The following is a 15,955-nucleotide window of genomic DNA, read 5'->3' as shown; positions in this document are numbered from 1 at the left end:
TTAAAAACATGCAATTATAATAATTTGCATGTTTTTTTATATTACTTTAAGTATAATTATACTACTTATATAAAATTTTCCCAAATAGTCTTCTTTATTTAAAATCCATAAAAGATATATCTCTTTAATAATTTCTTTAAAATTTCTAATGTATTTCAATTGAAACCTTAAATTTAATAGTACTATATTAACATCCAGTTAACTACAATGATTGCCACTATTATAGCTGTTATATCTGCAATTATAGCTGCCCATAAAGTATGTCTTATCTTTTTTATTTTTGCTGCTCCAAAATAAACTGTTATAGTATAAAATATTGTTTCTGTTGTTCCCATAATAACTGATGCTAAAAGCCCTATAAATGTATCTGCTCCATATGTTTTAATTATTTCAGTAAACATTCCAACAGCACCACTTCCTGATATAGGTTTTATTAAAACTAGTGGAACTACCTCCTCTGGCAGTCCTATTGCTCCTGAAAATGGCGCAACTAATTTATTTACCAAATCCAAAAGATTTGCATTTTTAAATATTTGTACTGCCACTAGCATAGCTAATAGACATGGAAATATTCTAAAACAAACTCCTAACCCATCCTTTACTCCTTCTATAAACCACTCATATACTTTCCTACCCTTTATCATTCCATAAACTAATATTACAACTACAATAACAGGAATAATACTTTTTGTAATATAACTAAACATATATGTTCCTCCTAAAAGTATCTTTGCAATATTTTGCAGCAAACTATTCCAACAATTGCTGCAACACTAGTTGAAATTATTGCAGGAATTATTATTATCCCCGGATTTACAGAACCAGCTGCTGCTCTTATTGAAATAACAGTTGTAGGAACTAATTGTATGCAAGCTGCATTCATAACAAGAAATAAAGCCATATCATTTGAGGCTACACTACTTTCATTATTTAACCTATCCATTTCTTCCATTGCCTTTATTCCAAAGGGAGTTGCTGCATTTGAAAGACCCATCATATTTGCAGTTAAATTCATTACTATGGCACCAAGTGCCTTCTCATCCTTTGCTGCACCTTTAAAAACTTTTTTTAAAAGTGGTCTTAATAATTTTGCAATATGAGATGTAAGTCCACTTTTTTCAGCAATTTTCATAACTCCACACCAAAAACATAATATACCTGTAAGTTCAATAATAAAATTAACTGTTCCATAACTACCACTTACTATAGCCTCTGTTATCTTATCTGCATTTCCAGTAAACAGTGCAAATACTATTCCAAAAAATATTATTAAAAACCAAATATAATTAATCATCTTATCCTCCATAAAATAAGTACTGTTAACATTTAAATATATGCCTTGCACTAGAGTTTTAGTAGTGATAGGATATTTAATATATACATTAATTAAAGAATATATTAAAGGAGAAGCTTACATGAGAGAAGAAAATCTTAAATTAGCCCAACAAGATATTGAAGATGCATTAAAAACTGTAGAAGATTTAGAGCAAAATATTGATAGTGATGCCTTATCAAAAGACGATATAAAAGAAAGATTTATATCTTTAAGTGATAAACTTCAAAAATTAGAAGATATCTTAAAAAATGAAGGTATATTATAAAGCCTAATGATAATATGAATAAAAGAGCCTATCCACTAAGAAATTTTAAAATTCCTTAGAGATGGCTCTTTTTTATATTATATATTTTTTATTTTTAGTTTAGGTAAATCTTGATTAATATAAACCTTTAGTCTTAATTAATTGCTTATTAAAATGCTCTTAAAATTATATCTAGAATCTACAATAGTTTAAAACATAAGTTAATTTTTTAATATGTATTTAATATGTATTTAATCTTATAATTAATAAAGAGGTTTACCCCCAAAACAAGAACTATAACTTTCCACTTTGACAATTCTGGAAATATTATTGTTATAATTGCTGCTAACATAAAAAAACTAAAAAACATATCTATTAATTCTTGTCTCATATTCATAAATAATCCCCTCTTATATACCCATTAAATTTACTATTTTTATCCTGAAATAGTATTCAATTAATTTTATCATTTTTTACCTTTTTTATTTGTTGAATTTTGTAATTTTACCCAATAAAAAAGTCTACTTTTCCCGACAAAGAATTATTTATATATGAACCAAATTAAAAAATATACTTATAAACTTTTAAATGTAATTTCATTTATAACTCATATAAAAATATAAACATAAAACAAAAGAGTTTGCAGCACTAAAAATTAGTGTTGCAAACTCTTTTTTATAATACTTTCTCTTTAAATTCTTTTATTCCTATTCTGTCTATATAATCTCCAAGCTTTTCTCCTGCCATTCCCTCTAACTTATAAACTTCAAATATTTTATCTACAATATTTAAAGCTTCTTTTTCATCTACATCTTGAATAATTATATCTGCCATTCTTGGATTATAACCAGCAGAACCTCCTGCTGTAACTAAAAATCCTGTTTTATCAGCAATAACTCCAACATCCTTTGAATAAACTCCGCCGCAAGCATTTCTACAGCCAGCAACTCCAATTTTTGTTCTGCAAGGCATCTCCATGTATTGATATTTATTTAAAAGTTTCATACCTGTACCAATTGTATTAAACTTTGATCTTTTGCAATATCCTGCTGGACACATTTCAACATTCTTTACAGAATTTTGTGCCTTAACCCCAGGTTCCATACCAAGTTCTTCCCATATATTAGGTAAATCTTCCCCTTGTAAATTAGTTATTAATAACCTTTGTCCTGATGTAATTTTAATTACCCCATTATATTTTTTAGCTACTTTAGTTATCTTTTCTAATGTCTCTATTGTAATGAAACCTCCTGGAATATGAGGTGTTATACCAAAAGTTCTTTTGCCATCTCTTACTTTTTGAAGATTACCATAGTTAGTTCCACTTACCATAGCAGGCATTTTACCCATTATTTCACTCATAATTTCTCCTCCATAATTTAACTCACATATGTTAATTTTATATTTATATTATATATTACCCTTATAATTTAAGTAGTAACCATTGTTACAAATATTAAAATATTGATATACTTACTAAAATCCCCCTACTATAAAGCTTATAGGCTTCCATAAATATAATAATAAATTATACCTATAAAAACTTATAATAAAAAATATAGACTGCCTAATAACTTAAGGCAGTCTAAAATAAATTTTCTAATATGCTTCTACTTGTTCTAATTTGTCTTCCTTAACTTCTTTTAATTTCTTAACAGAATTATAGAAGAGAATACCTGTAATTAATGATGATATTCCATCACTTATTGGTCCTGAAAGCCATATTCCATTTAGTTCAAAAATATTTGGTAATATTAAAAGACATGGTATTAAAAGAATAACTTGTCTTAATAAACTTAAAAACATTGATATCTTGGCTTTACCTATTGATTGAAAATAATTTGAACTTATTACTTGGAATCCTATAACAGGTAACATAAATAAGTATATTCTAATACCATTTGTAGCAATCTTTACAAGTTCTGGATCCTTATTAAATATTTTAATCAATATATCTGGTGCAAATTGTACAACAATCCATCCTAAAACAACTATCATTGTAGCTATTATAGATCCATATTTAACTGTTTCCTTAACTCTATGATATTTCTTCGCTCCATAATTATATCCAATTATAGGTTGAGAACCTTGGTTTAATCCAAAAATAGGCATTAAGAATATCATAGAAATACTTGAAATTATAGTCATAGCTCCAATTGCAAGGTCTCCTCCATATTCTTTTAAAGAGTTATTTGCAAGAACTTGAACTATACTTGCTGCTATTTGCATACTACAAGGGCTCATTCCTATTGAAAATATACTAAGAACTGTAACTCTCTCTAAAAATAAGTTTTCTTTTCTAAGTTTAATAATACTTTTTCCCTTTGTAAAATATTGAAGTATCCATATAGTTGTTAGTACTTGAGATATTACTGTTGCAATGGCTGCTCCCCTAACTCCCATTCCTAAAACAAATATAAATATTGGATCTAATACTATATTGGTTATTGCACCAATTAGCATAGATAACATAGCAATCTTAGGACTTCCATCACTTCTTATTGAATGATTTAATCCAAAGCTTAACATATTAACAATTGTTCCTATAAATATAATTTGCATATATTGTCTTGCATATATTTCTGTATTTACACTAGCTCCAAAAATTGATAGTATCGGATCTAAAAATATAAGTCCAAATATAGTTATAATTACACTTATTATAATTATTAATGTAAATGCATTACCTAAATGTTTTTCTGCTGATTTTTTATCATGTTGTCCAAGTTTTATAGAAACTCTAGCTGCTGTTCCAATTCCAACTAGCATACCAAAAGCTAATATTATTGTCATTATAGGCATTGTTATACCAACACCTGTTATGGCTAATTGTCCACTACCTGGTATATGTCCTATATACATTCTATCAATTATGTTATACAGGGTATTTACCATCATTCCTACAATAGCAGGTATTGAAAAAGTTAATAATAACTTTGTTATTTTTTCTTCTCCAAGCCTCTTTTGTTTATCCATATACATTCCCCTTTCTTATTGTTTTTCATTAAAGTTAACTCCCATATCCTTCAAAATTTTCTCTATTCCCTCTTTTGAAAATACATCTTCTTTCTTTTCAATTAGTTTTCCATTCTTATCTAATGCAACTAATGTAGGAACCCCAACTACATCATATTTTTTAGCAAGGTCTATTGCCTCTTTATTATCTAAACTATCTGAATTAGCATGGACTATATTAAATTGATTACCATAATCATCATGTAGAAGTTTTAAATTTCTTTCTGCATAAAAACTATTTTTAACCATAGCACTTTTAAATAATATTATTGTTGGTAAATCCTTATTTATATCCTTCATACTAGTTACAAATTCAGCCTTACCATATTTTATAGCATCATATTTATCTTTTTTATTTTTATTAATTAAAATAAAGGTACTTGAGATTACTGCTATAACAGCAATCACTATAATTGAAATAACTATATATTTTTTCTTCACCATCTAGCCTCCTTTAAATTTTTATAAATATAATAATATCACAAATAAAAAATTAAGCTACCCTTATAAATTAAGGGTAGCTTAAAATTTTTAAATTATTTTACACTGTTTCTCTCTACTATTCCATGTGGTAAAACATAGTGTGCTTGTTCTAACTCTTGTTTATTAAGAAGTTTTATTAGTATTCTCATAGCTACAGAACCCATATCATAGCTTGGTTGACTAACTGTTGTAAGTTTTGGATAGAATACTTCTCCTAAGAAGTTATTATTAAATCCTACTACACTAACATCTTCTGGGACTCTTACTCCATTATCTCTTAATCCGTTAATAACTCCCATTGCTAGTTCATCTGTTGCACAAATTATACCTTCTACTTTATTACTTGATTTTATAAAGTTTTCAGCAGCCTTGTATCCGCTCTTAACTTTAAGATCTGATAAGTAAATTAATTCATTGTCTACAGATAATCCAGCTTCATCTAAAGCCTTTTCAAATCCTACGTATCTATCACTCCATGCATTTATTTCATCTTTTTTAACACCTACAAATGCAAGATTTTTTAATCCTTTGTCTAATAGATATTTTGTTCCTTCATATGCAGCCTCTATATTATCTATTGTTACACTTGGAAGTTTTCCTTCCTTATCTTTAGTTTCAACAAGTACAGTTTTTAAATCTAATTCATTTATTAAATCTAATATCTCGTCTTGAAGTGAACTACTCATATAGATAACTCCATCAACCATTTTTTCCTTTAATACTCTTAAATATTCTTTTTCTTTCTCTACATCGAAATCCGAATTTCCAAGTATTATATTGTAATCGTATATGTTAGATACATCTTCTGCTCCTCTAACAATTTCTGGATAGAATTGGCTTGATATGTCTGGTATCAATATTCCTATAGTCTTTGTTCTTTGTGTTTTTAAGCTTCTCGCTACTATATTTGGTCTATATCCTAACTTCTTAATTGCATCTACAACCTTCTTTTTTGTGTCTTCATTTACGACGTCTATGTCATTTAAAACCCTAGAAACAGTAGCTATTGAAACACCTGCTTCTCTAGCAACATCTTTAATAGAAGTAGCCATAATTTAATCACTCCTAATCATCTTTGATAACTTATTATACTAATATATTCGGTTTATTTCAATAAAATCCCTTCTTTAATTATAGTTTTCCTAAAACTTTTGTAAATATATATTAAAACATAAAAAAAAGAATAGAAATCTAAAAGTTTTTCAGATTTCTACCCCTAATTTTAAATAATTATTTTACAACTTCTACTGTCATATTTAAATTTTCACCATTAACTGTTACTTCTGTATAATCAAATTCTCCATTATATACTATTTCTTTAGTTAATGTTTCTTTTTTAATAGTATCTTGGAATTTCTTTATAACATCTATTAACATATCATTTCCTGCAACATAAAGGTTTATATTATCTAAAACTTCAAAGCCTTTTTCTTTTCTCATATTTTGAATTTTTGAGATGATTTCTCTTAAATGACCTTCTTCTCTTAATTCTTCAGTTATATGAGTATCTAAAACTACTCCGATTTCTCCTTCACCTGCAAAGGCAAATCCATCTAATCCTTGCATTGTTACAAGAATATTTTCTGAGTTAAGTTCTATTTCAGTTCCTTGAACGTTTATAACTTCTACTCCACCATTTTGAATTTTTTGAGCTAATTCCATTTGGTTTCTTGAAGCTATTTCTTTTCTTATTCCTGGTATTAATTTACCATAAGCTCTTCCTAATACAGGTAAGTTTGGTTTAAGTTCAAAGTTAACATATTTAGAAAGGTCTGCTCCAAACTCAATTTCCTTTATGTTAAGCTCATTAGCTATAATATCTCCATAGTAATCTGGAAGTGATGTTGTAGATACAAGTATCTTTGAAAGTGGCTGTCTGTTCTTAACATTAGCACCATTTCTTGCACTTCTTCCAAGTTTAACTATTGTGTAAGCTAAATCCATATGCTCTTCTAAATTTTTATCTATTGCTTTTTTATCAGCCTTTGGCCATGGACATAAATGAATGCTCTCTGGTGCATTTTCATCTAAGTTAACAACTAAGTTTTGATAAATTTCTTCTGTTATAAATGGAACAAACGGTGCACAAACCTTAGCTAAAGTAACAAGTACTTTATTTAATGTTACATAAGCTCCAATTTTATCATCAGTTAATTCTGATGACCAGAATCTTGATCTATTTCTTCTTACATACCAATTTGATAATTCATCTGTAAAATCTTCAATTGCAAGAGCTGAACCTGTTATATCATAATCATCTAATCCAGTTTCTACTCTTTCAATTAATGTATTTAATTTTGACATTATCCATTTATCCATTACGTTATCTGATACAAAGTCAGCATATTTAGTTGGATTGAATTTATCTAATTCAGCATATAAAACATAGAATGAATATACATTCCATAATGTGCTTAAGAATTTTCTTGAAGCTTCTGCTACATCATCAATTGAGAATCTAGTTGGAAGCCATGGTGCACTTGCAGTATAGAAATGCCATCTTGTAGCATCTGCACCTTGTGAATCAAGTACATCAAATGGATCAACAACATTCCCCTTTGACTTACTCATCTTTAAGCCCTTCTTATCAAGAACATGACCTAAAACTATACAGTTTTCAAATGGGTTTCTATCAAATATTGCAGTTGAAATTGCAAGTAATGTATAGAACCATCCTCTTGTTTGGTCAACAGCTTCTGATATAAATTGAGCTGGGAAGTTTTCATCAAATAATTCTTTATTTTCAAATGGATAGTGATGTTGTGCAAATGGCATTGAACCTGAATCAAACCAACAGTCAATAACTTCATGAGTTCTCTTCATCTTCTTACCACAATCTGGACAAGTTAAATGAACCTTATCTATAAATGGTTTGTGTAATTCTATACCTTCTGGTACATCAATTCCCTTTTCTTTTAATTCTTCTATGCTTCCAATACATTCTCTATGACCGCATTCACATTCCCATATTGGAAGTGGTGTTCCCCAGTATCTATCTCTTGAGATACCCCAGTCAATAACATTTTCTAAGAACTTACCAAATCTACCTGTTCTAATGTTATCTGGAAGCCAGTTTATCTTATCATTATTTTCTAATAATTTATCTCTTAAAGTTGTCATTGCAACAAACCAGCTATCCTTTGGATAGTAAAGAAGTGGTGTGTCACATCTCCAGCAATGTGGATATGAGTGAGTATGCTTTTCTGCTTTAAATAATTTATTTTCAGCTTCTAAGTAATCACAAATTTGTTGATCACATTTCTTTACAAACTTTCCTGCCCATGGAGTAACTTCTTCTTTAAAGCATCCGTGAGTATCAACTAAGTTTATAAATGCCATTCCATTTTTCTTAGCAACTAAGCTATCATCTTCACCATAAGCTGGTGCTATATGAACAATTCCTGTACCATCTGAAAGAGTTACAAAATCTCCATGAATTACTTCAAAGGCTTTTCCTTCTGGAGTATAGAATGGTAATAATTGCTCATACTTCATTCCAAGTAATTCTTCACCTTTAAACTCTTTACCAATTTCAAAATCTTCTCCTAAAACTTTTGGAGCTAATTCTTTAGCTAAAATATAAGTTTCATCTCCTACTTTAGCTTCAACATATTCGTATGCTTTATTTATACATAAAGCAACATTTGAAGGTAGTGTCCAAGGAGTTGTTGTCCATGCAAGTATATATTTATTGTCTTCTCCTGAAACTTTAAATTTAGCTACTGCAGTTAGATCTTTAACATCTTTGTATCCTTGTGATACTTCATGAGATGAAAGAGCTGTTCCGCATCTTGGACAATATGGCATAACTTTGTGACCTTTATATAAAAGATTCTTATCCCACATTTGTTTTAATGCCCACCATACTGATTCAATATATGGGTTATGGTATGTTACATATGGATGATCCATATCTACCCAATATCCTATTTGGTTTGTCATCTTTTCCCACATGCTAACATATGTGAAAACACTTTCTTTACATTCTTTAACGAATTTTTCAACACCATACTCTTCTATTTGTTCTTTACCTGAAATTCCAAGTTTCTTTTCGATTTCAAGCTCAACTGGTAATCCATGAGTATCCCATCCAGCTTTTCTTATTACTTTAAATCCCTTCATAACTTTATATCTTGGGATTATATCCTTCATAACTCTTGTAAGGATGTGTCCTACGTGAGGTCTTCCATTTGCTGTTGGAGGGCCATCATAAAATGTGAAATATTCACCATCTTGATTCATGTCAAAATTCTTTTTAATTACATTTCTTGCCTTCCAAAGGTCAGCAACTTCTTTTTCCATTCCTACAAAACCATTTGTAAGTTCTACTTTTTTGTACATGTTCATTCTCCTTTCTTATGTTCCTTTATATTTATTAAAATATTTTTCTATAAAATAAAAAAACTTCATCCTAACTATAGGACGAAGTAAATAACTCGCTATACCACCCATGGTAATATTACAATAATCAATTAAATATTGATATTATATCAATATTTTTTATAATAATAGATTTTTTCTCCTATTATTTGAATTGATATTGAACTATTTTAAGTACTAACATACTCTATCTTTTAACGCAAGATTACGGGTTAACTTAATAGGTAAATTTTTACCGTTAGGCCACCAACTCCTAGGTGATTTTCATTAATACTTATTGTAGCTTCTCACCAAACAGCTACTCTCTTAAAATAAGTTTATTAACTACTTTTCCTAATCATTGTCTTTATTAAAAACATTATATATTATGCCCATAAAAAAGTCAATTAATCAAATTGCTATATTTTTCAAAAAATTTTTAGTGACCTTTATAGTATTTTTTCACTAAATTTTTTAATATAAATCCTTATAATATTCCTTTACAAACTTTATAAATTTTTTTATATGTTTTGGTAATACTTTATTTTTTCTATAAACAATATATAAATTCCTATAAATTGCATTTTCTCCAATAGAAAATGCAATTAATTTTTTAGTTTTAACCATATCCTGTATTACCTTATTAGATACAATAGAAATTCCCATACCATTAGCTATAGATTTTTTAATAGCTTCCTGATCATTCATACTAGCTATAATTTTAAGTGACTCTGGAGAAATCCCCATACTTTTTATAAATCTATAAGCTTCCTTTTTTGTTCCTGAACCATTTTCTCTCATAATAATAGGTTCAGCTAATAAATTTTTTATATCAAAATTTTTATTAAGAAACTTCCTATAATATAAAGTGTTAGGAGCAGCTACAACAAGTTCATCTGTAAAAAAAGGTTCAAATATAAAATCCTTGTTATCTATTACAGTTCCAACAAACCCTATGTCAACGTTGCCATTTATAATTTCTTTTAATACTCCTTCACTATCAGAATGCCACGCATTAAAGGAAATCTTTGGTTCAATTTTTCTATAAGAACATAATATTTCAGGCAATATGTAAGAAGATGGTATAGTAGATGCTCCTATATTAATGATACTTTTAGTTGAAGTATCAAATTCTTCTAGAGCCTTTTGCCTAAGTTTCAACATACTAGCTGCATATTCATATAATTTTGCCCCTTCTTTAGTTATAGTTATTTTCTTTGTACTTCTAACAATAAGTTTTGTATTTAACTCACGTTCAAGAGATTGTATATGAGTGCTTACAGTAGGTTGAGTAAGACAAAGTTGCCTTGCTGCCTCAGAAAATCCCTTCCAGTCTATAACTGCAACAAAAGCCTCTAGTTGTTTAAGCTCCATAAATAATCCTCCTAAGAGAATCAAGTGCATAAAGAATCTCTTCTTCTGTATTAAAGTGACTAAATGAGAAACGAATTGTTCCTGTTGGATATGTGTTAAGAGTTTTATGCGCATTAGGTGCACAATGAAGTCCAACACGAGTCATAATTCCATATATACTATCTAATTCATAGGATACAAGAGCTGGATCTTTTTCTTTAGGTTGAATAGATATAACAGAAACACGACCATTAGTAGATGTTTTCCCTATAAGTTTTACCTTGTCCATTTCTTGTATTCCTTTAATAAATATATCTGTAAGTTTAAGTTCTTTTTCTCTAATACTATCTATACCTACTTTTTCTAAATAATTAAGTGCACCATGCAAACCTAAAATACCTGGAAGATTTAAAGTTCCTGCTTCAAATTTATCTGGAAGAAAGCTTGGAATTTCTTCTGTATGAGATAAACTTCCTGTCCCTCCACTTATTAAAGGTGTAATTGCATCTGAAAGCTCATCACTTATAATAAATCCACCAATTCCTTGAGGTCCTAATAGTCCTTTGTGTCCTGTAAATGCAAGGGCATCTATATTCATTTCTTTCATATCTATAGGTAAAATGCCTGCTGTCTGTGCAGAATCCACAAAAAATTTAAGATTATTATCTTTACAAATCTCTCCAACTTCTTTTATAGGAAGTACCGTACCACAAACATTTGAAGCGTGAGTCATTATAATAGCCTTAGTATTTTCTTTAATAAGAGGCTTAACTTCATTTAAAAGTAACTCTCCTTTATTACTACAAGAGATTCTATCAAAGGTAACCCCCTCTGAAGTTAACTGTACTAATGGACGCATAACAGCATTATGTTCCATATCAGAAACTAAAACATGATCTCCATTTTTTAAATAACCTTTTAAAAGAATATTTAAACTAGCTGTAATATTTGAAGTAAATATTACATTTTTGCAATCGTGAAAGTTAAACATGTTAGCTAACTGTTCCCTTGTTTCAAATACTATATCAGCAGTTTCATAAGCTTTACTATATCCTCCACGATTAATATTTGTTCCATATTGATTAATAAAGTCAAACATCATTTTTGAAACAGAAGACGGCTTTGGAAATGATGTACTAGCATTATCAAGATAAATTTTATTTTCTTTCATAATAATCTCCCCTCATTCCATAATAATTTCCTTTAATGTAAATCATTATAAATATTATAAGTTAAAAATTTGCTTTTGTCGATTTATAGAAAAAATCAATAAATGACATTGAATTATTGAATTAATGAATTATTCATTTTTGAGAACTTATGCTAAAATTTCTAGTATAAGGGGGAATTAACTATGAATTTAAAAAATGAGAAAATAAGTATTATCGTGGCAGGAATTATAATAGGAATAATTTCAGTTTCATTAGTTATTCTTGGTAATCCTGCTAACATGGGATTTTGTATCGCTTGTTTTTTAAGAGATACAGCAGGAAGTCTTGGTCTACATAGAGCTCAAGCAGTTCAATATATTAGACCAGAAATCATAGGTTTAGTTTTAGGTGCTTTCATTATTTCACTTACAAAAAAAGAATTTTCATCAAGGGGTGGTTCCTCACCAGTTACTAGATTCGTATTAGGATTTTTCATTATGATTGGATGTTTAATGTTTTTAGGATGTCCTTTCCGTATGATACTACGTCTTGCAGCTGGTGACTGGAATGCAATTTTTGGATTTATAGGACTTGTTCTTGGAATACTTTTAGGAATATATTTTTTAAACAGAGGCTACTCTTTAAAAAGAACTTATAAATTAACATCAATGGAAGGTACAATAGTTCCTATAGTTCAAGTAGTTCTTTTAATACTTCTTGTAGCTGCTCCAACATTTATATTATTTACTCCAGAAGGAAAAGGTCCTGGTGCAAAACATGCTGCAATTATAATTTCTCTTTTAGCAGGAGTTATTGTAGGAATTATAGCACAAAGAACTAGACTTTGTATGGTTGGTGGTATTAGAGATTTAGTTTTATTCGGTCAATGGAAAATGCTATATGGATTTATTTCTATTTTAATCTCTGCCTTTGTTATGAGTTTAATTGTAGGAGGATTTAATCCTGGATTTGCTGGACAACCAGTAGCTCATACTGATGGTCTTTGGAATTTACTTGGAATGGTAGCAACAGGTTTTGGATCTGTACTGTTAGGAGGATGTCCATTAAGACAACTTATCCTTACAGGAGAAGGAAATACTGATTCTGCAATTACTGTAATCGGTTTAATAGCAGGTGCAGCCTTTGCTCATAACTTTGCACTAGCATCTTCAGGAAAAGGACCTACATTAAACGGTAAAATCGCAGTAATAATAGGAATTATAGTTATGTTTATAATTGCAATTGTTAATACAAAAAAACAAAAATCTTAAGGAGGATAAAATTATGATTGATGCAAGAGGTCGTTCATGCCCAGAACCAGTTCTTATATTAAAGAAAGCTTTAGAGTCAGGTGATGATAATTATACAATATTAGTAGATTGTGCACCTGCCCTTGAAAACATAACACGTTATGCAAATTCTAAGAACTATGAGGTTTCTTATAAAGAAGATAATGGAGAATACAGCATTGAACTTAAAAGAAAATAATAAGAAGATATATATAGCTACATTTTTTTCTCACTTTGGTGCATTACGATTTAAAAAAGATTGTGAAATGGAAAATTTAAAGGTAGAAATTATGCCAGTTCCAAGAGATTTAAGTTCGTCTTGTGGAACCTGTGTAAAATTTGAAAAAGAAAACTTAGCTAAAAAAGATATTAAACATAGTGATGAAATAGAACAAATAGTTCAAGTAACTAAAGAAGGCTATAAAAGTATCTATAAAGCAGAAAATAGTTAAAATTTTAAAATAGCACTTACATTTATAATAAAAATGTAAGTGCTATTTTTTTAAATAAATATATTTTAAAATCAAATTAATAATTTTTATTACTTAGTATTGATTTTTAATTGAAACAATGATTAAATTAATTTATATAAAATGAATATTAAATTAGAAATATTGTTTAGAATATAGATAAATTGAATTTAGGAGGATCTAATATGGAAAATAATAATATAAATCAAGAGATAATGGATAAATTAACTAAAGTATGTATATGTAAGGCAATTAATAGAGCCAAAATTAAAGATGCAATAAGAGATGGTGCAAGAACAATAGCAGAAGTAAGAAAAGTAACTGGTGCAGGAACAGGATCTTGTGGTGGCGCTAGATGCGTATTTAAAATTCAAGGATTAATTGATCAGTATAATAACGGAGAATACAAATAAATTCCTAGAATTAAAATTTTTATAATGCTAAAACTATAAGTATTATAAGAAGGAGGAATTTATATGAGTGAAAAAGAAAAAACTGCAACTAATAATCAGTGGATTTCTACTCCAGTAGAAACAGAAGGTGCTAAAACTTCTTCCCAAGAAAAAACTGCTGGTAATAATCAATGGACTTCAACTAATAAAAATCCTATGAAAAATTACAAATAAAAAGTGAGCCAAATATTTAAGTGTATCTTAAAATGTAATTATATATTTTAACATTTTAGATATCCTTAAATAAGGCTCACCTTTTTTATTTAATCTTATTCTTTTTTTAATAATTTAAGACAATTCATATAATAAGCAATCTTTTCTAGTATACTTTCATTATCAGAAATAACTACATCTTTACAATCCTTCCACACTTCATTATAAAAATCATTGAAAATTTCGATTAAATCCTTATTATTTATTACTAAAAATTGTTTATCTGAAGCTTTGCAATCTTTTCTAATATAATTTATATTATCAGCTAAAAATAAAGAAATATCAGTGAAATTTTTTAAGCAGTCTACAAAATTTCCTTCTACTAATCTAATTTCTATATTTTTATGTTCCATAAAGAAATTATAAATATTGCTAAAACATTTTTCTCTTTCTTCTAAAGTTAAAATTATCTTCTTATTAAAAAAGTTTATTTCTCCATTTAAAATAAAATCATCTAAAGTAGATAAATATACTAAAATTTTAACATTAGACTCAACCATAGCATTTAAATTTGATATATGATTTTGAATTAATTGATCCTTTAGCTCCTCATCATCTTTAAAATATCTATTAAGTAAATCATTAAAAAGTTCTGTTGATAGTGCATGTTCTGTTATTTTTCCTAAAATCCAGCTCTTATTTTCATTTAAAATAGATTGAATATAATATTTTTTATTAATTATATTTTGTAAATCTAAAGATTCAACCATTAGTTTTGAAGATGTATTTACTAATTCATCTAATGTATCATACATTTCTTGTACAACCTTCTTATCCTCTGAAGTAGATGACATTATACAACGGTTATTATTGTCTACTATGCTGCTATGAGCTAAGCAATCTTTAATAACTATAAGTAATGAACAAAGAGGCTTATTGAAACTATATAGTTTAAATTTATCATTAGAAAATGATACAATCATATATAAAAGTATCATAGCATCAAACTTTGTTTTTATATGTTCCTTATTTAAATATAAATTTAGTTTAATACTTTCTATATTAAGAGCTTCACTTTTAAAATTTCTACCCTTTATTCCTGATAAATGTAATTTATCTTCTCTTCCTAATGAAAAAATATCAGTAAATAAAATAATATTTAGCTTTTCATTATTCTTAAATTCATTTATTTTATGGTTTAATACTATATGTTGTAATTTAGGGTTAATAATCATTTCTGCATTCATCTTATTATGTCCATTATGTAATATACTTCCACGTGAAATCTTTTTAGATGTAGTTCTATAACTTTTATATAGATTATCTTTTATTATTTTTTGAAATTTTTCATCATCTTCATATTTGCACTTTAAATATTCACATACCCTTTCAATAGCTTCATCATCTGCATTATCAATAAAAAATTCAGCTATAGAAGTGCATATGTTTTTAATATTTTTTGAAGTTGGTACATTAGTATTACTTATCCATTTACTTATATATGACACATCATATCCTAGTTCACTTGCTAAAGAATAATTTTTTTGTCCTGAATACCTTAATAATTTTTCTAATAGTGTTCCAAAATCAATTTCATCATAAGTATACATTTCCTTCATAAAATTCCACCTTAAACCATATTGTAATCTA

General features: G+C 28.0%; 17 protein-coding genes. 6 read left to right on the top strand and 11 right to left on the bottom strand.

Annotation, left to right across the window (positions count from 1 at the left end):
- Positions 1-182: 182 nt before the first annotated feature.
- Positions 183-707: a spore maturation protein gene (locus J2S18_RS10485; RefSeq protein ID WP_307486732.1), complete on the bottom strand. Its 525-nt coding sequence runs from the start codon at positions 705-707 to the stop codon at positions 183-185.
- A gap of 11 nt (positions 708-718) precedes the next feature.
- Positions 719-1,294: a nucleoside recognition domain-containing protein gene (locus tag J2S18_RS10480; protein ID WP_307486730.1), complete on the bottom strand. Its 576-nt coding sequence runs from the start codon at positions 1,292-1,294 to the stop codon at positions 719-721.
- Between the two features lie 121 nt (positions 1,295-1,415).
- Between J2S18_RS10480 and J2S18_RS10475 the strand changes: the two genes are divergently transcribed.
- On the top strand, positions 1,416-1,601 hold the full coding sequence (locus tag J2S18_RS10475) for a hypothetical protein (protein WP_307486728.1): 186 nt from the start codon (positions 1,416-1,418) through the stop codon (positions 1,599-1,601).
- A 208-nt stretch (positions 1,602-1,809) separates the two neighbouring features.
- Here J2S18_RS10475 and J2S18_RS10470 read toward each other — a convergent pair whose 3' ends face one another.
- The 8 genes from J2S18_RS10470 to J2S18_RS10435 form a co-directional block, all read right to left on the bottom strand.
- Positions 1,810-1,977, bottom strand: a complete 168-nt coding sequence (locus J2S18_RS10470) for a hypothetical protein (protein ID WP_307486726.1) — start codon at positions 1,975-1,977, stop codon at positions 1,810-1,812.
- Between the two features lie 278 nt (positions 1,978-2,255).
- Positions 2,256-2,942 (bottom strand): ferredoxin-like domain-containing protein, encoded by a 687-nt coding sequence (locus J2S18_RS10465; protein ID WP_307486725.1) that lies wholly within the window; start codon positions 2,940-2,942, stop codon positions 2,256-2,258.
- Positions 2,943-3,179: 237 nt separating this feature from the next.
- Positions 3,180-4,556: an MATE family efflux transporter gene (locus J2S18_RS10460; protein WP_307486723.1), complete on the bottom strand. Its 1,377-nt coding sequence runs from the start codon at positions 4,554-4,556 to the stop codon at positions 3,180-3,182.
- A gap of 15 nt (positions 4,557-4,571) precedes the next feature.
- The gene (locus J2S18_RS10455; RefSeq protein WP_307486721.1) at positions 4,572-5,036 is read right to left on the bottom strand and encodes a YbbN family protein; all 465 of its coding nucleotides are present in this window, start codon (positions 5,034-5,036) and stop codon (positions 4,572-4,574) included.
- A 95-nt stretch (positions 5,037-5,131) separates the two neighbouring features.
- Positions 5,132-6,130 carry a LacI family DNA-binding transcriptional regulator gene (locus J2S18_RS10450; RefSeq protein ID WP_307486720.1) on the bottom strand — a complete coding sequence of 333 codons (999 nt, stop codon included), beginning with the start codon at positions 6,128-6,130 and terminating at the stop codon, positions 5,132-5,134.
- A gap of 178 nt (positions 6,131-6,308) precedes the next feature.
- The gene (gene ileS, locus J2S18_RS10445) at positions 6,309-9,419 is read right to left on the bottom strand and encodes an isoleucine--tRNA ligase (protein ID WP_307486718.1); all 3,111 of its coding nucleotides are present in this window, start codon (positions 9,417-9,419) and stop codon (positions 6,309-6,311) included.
- Positions 9,420-9,911: 492 nt separating this feature from the next.
- Positions 9,912-10,811 (bottom strand): selenium metabolism-associated LysR family transcriptional regulator, encoded by a 900-nt coding sequence (locus J2S18_RS10440; RefSeq protein ID WP_307486717.1) that lies wholly within the window; start codon positions 10,809-10,811, stop codon positions 9,912-9,914.
- The gene (locus tag J2S18_RS10435; RefSeq protein ID WP_307486715.1) at positions 10,801-11,961 is read right to left on the bottom strand and encodes an aminotransferase class V-fold PLP-dependent enzyme; all 1,161 of its coding nucleotides are present in this window, start codon (positions 11,959-11,961) and stop codon (positions 10,801-10,803) included. Before J2S18_RS10435 ends, J2S18_RS10440 begins: the two co-directional genes overlap by 11 nt.
- A 183-nt stretch (positions 11,962-12,144) precedes the next feature.
- On the opposite strand from J2S18_RS10435, the gene yedE reads away from it, so the two are divergent.
- From yedE to J2S18_RS10410, 5 genes are all read left to right on the top strand, one after another.
- The gene (gene yedE / locus J2S18_RS10430; protein ID WP_307486713.1) at positions 12,145-13,212 is read left to right on the top strand and encodes a YedE family putative selenium transporter; all 1,068 of its coding nucleotides are present in this window, start codon (positions 12,145-12,147) and stop codon (positions 13,210-13,212) included.
- A 13-nt stretch (positions 13,213-13,225) separates the two neighbouring features.
- On the top strand, positions 13,226-13,429 hold the full coding sequence (locus J2S18_RS10425; protein ID WP_307486711.1) for a sulfurtransferase TusA family protein: 204 nt from the start codon (positions 13,226-13,228) through the stop codon (positions 13,427-13,429).
- Positions 13,410-13,682, top strand: coding sequence for a putative Se/S carrier protein (locus J2S18_RS10420; RefSeq protein WP_307486709.1), 273 nt, complete (start codon positions 13,410-13,412; stop codon positions 13,680-13,682). Before J2S18_RS10425 ends, J2S18_RS10420 begins: the two co-directional genes overlap by 20 nt.
- A 203-nt stretch (positions 13,683-13,885) precedes the next feature.
- Positions 13,886-14,113 (top strand): (2Fe-2S)-binding protein, encoded by a 228-nt coding sequence (locus J2S18_RS10415; protein ID WP_307486707.1) that lies wholly within the window; start codon positions 13,886-13,888, stop codon positions 14,111-14,113.
- Between the two features lie 63 nt (positions 14,114-14,176).
- Complete coding sequence (locus J2S18_RS10410) at positions 14,177-14,326, top strand: hypothetical protein (protein ID WP_307486705.1); 150 nt, start codon at positions 14,177-14,179, stop codon at positions 14,324-14,326.
- Between the two features lie 95 nt (positions 14,327-14,421).
- Here the strand turns inward: J2S18_RS10410 and J2S18_RS10405 are convergent, their stop codons facing one another.
- On the bottom strand, positions 14,422-15,924 hold the full coding sequence (locus J2S18_RS10405; protein ID WP_307486703.1) for a helix-turn-helix domain-containing protein: 1,503 nt from the start codon (positions 15,922-15,924) through the stop codon (positions 14,422-14,424).
- Positions 15,925-15,955 lie beyond the last annotated feature (31 nt).

Source organism: Eubacterium multiforme, assembly GCF_030813415.1.
GTDB lineage: Bacteria > Bacillota > Clostridia > Clostridiales > Clostridiaceae > Clostridium > Clostridium multiforme.
This window is presented reverse-complemented; position numbering and strand designations above follow the sequence as displayed.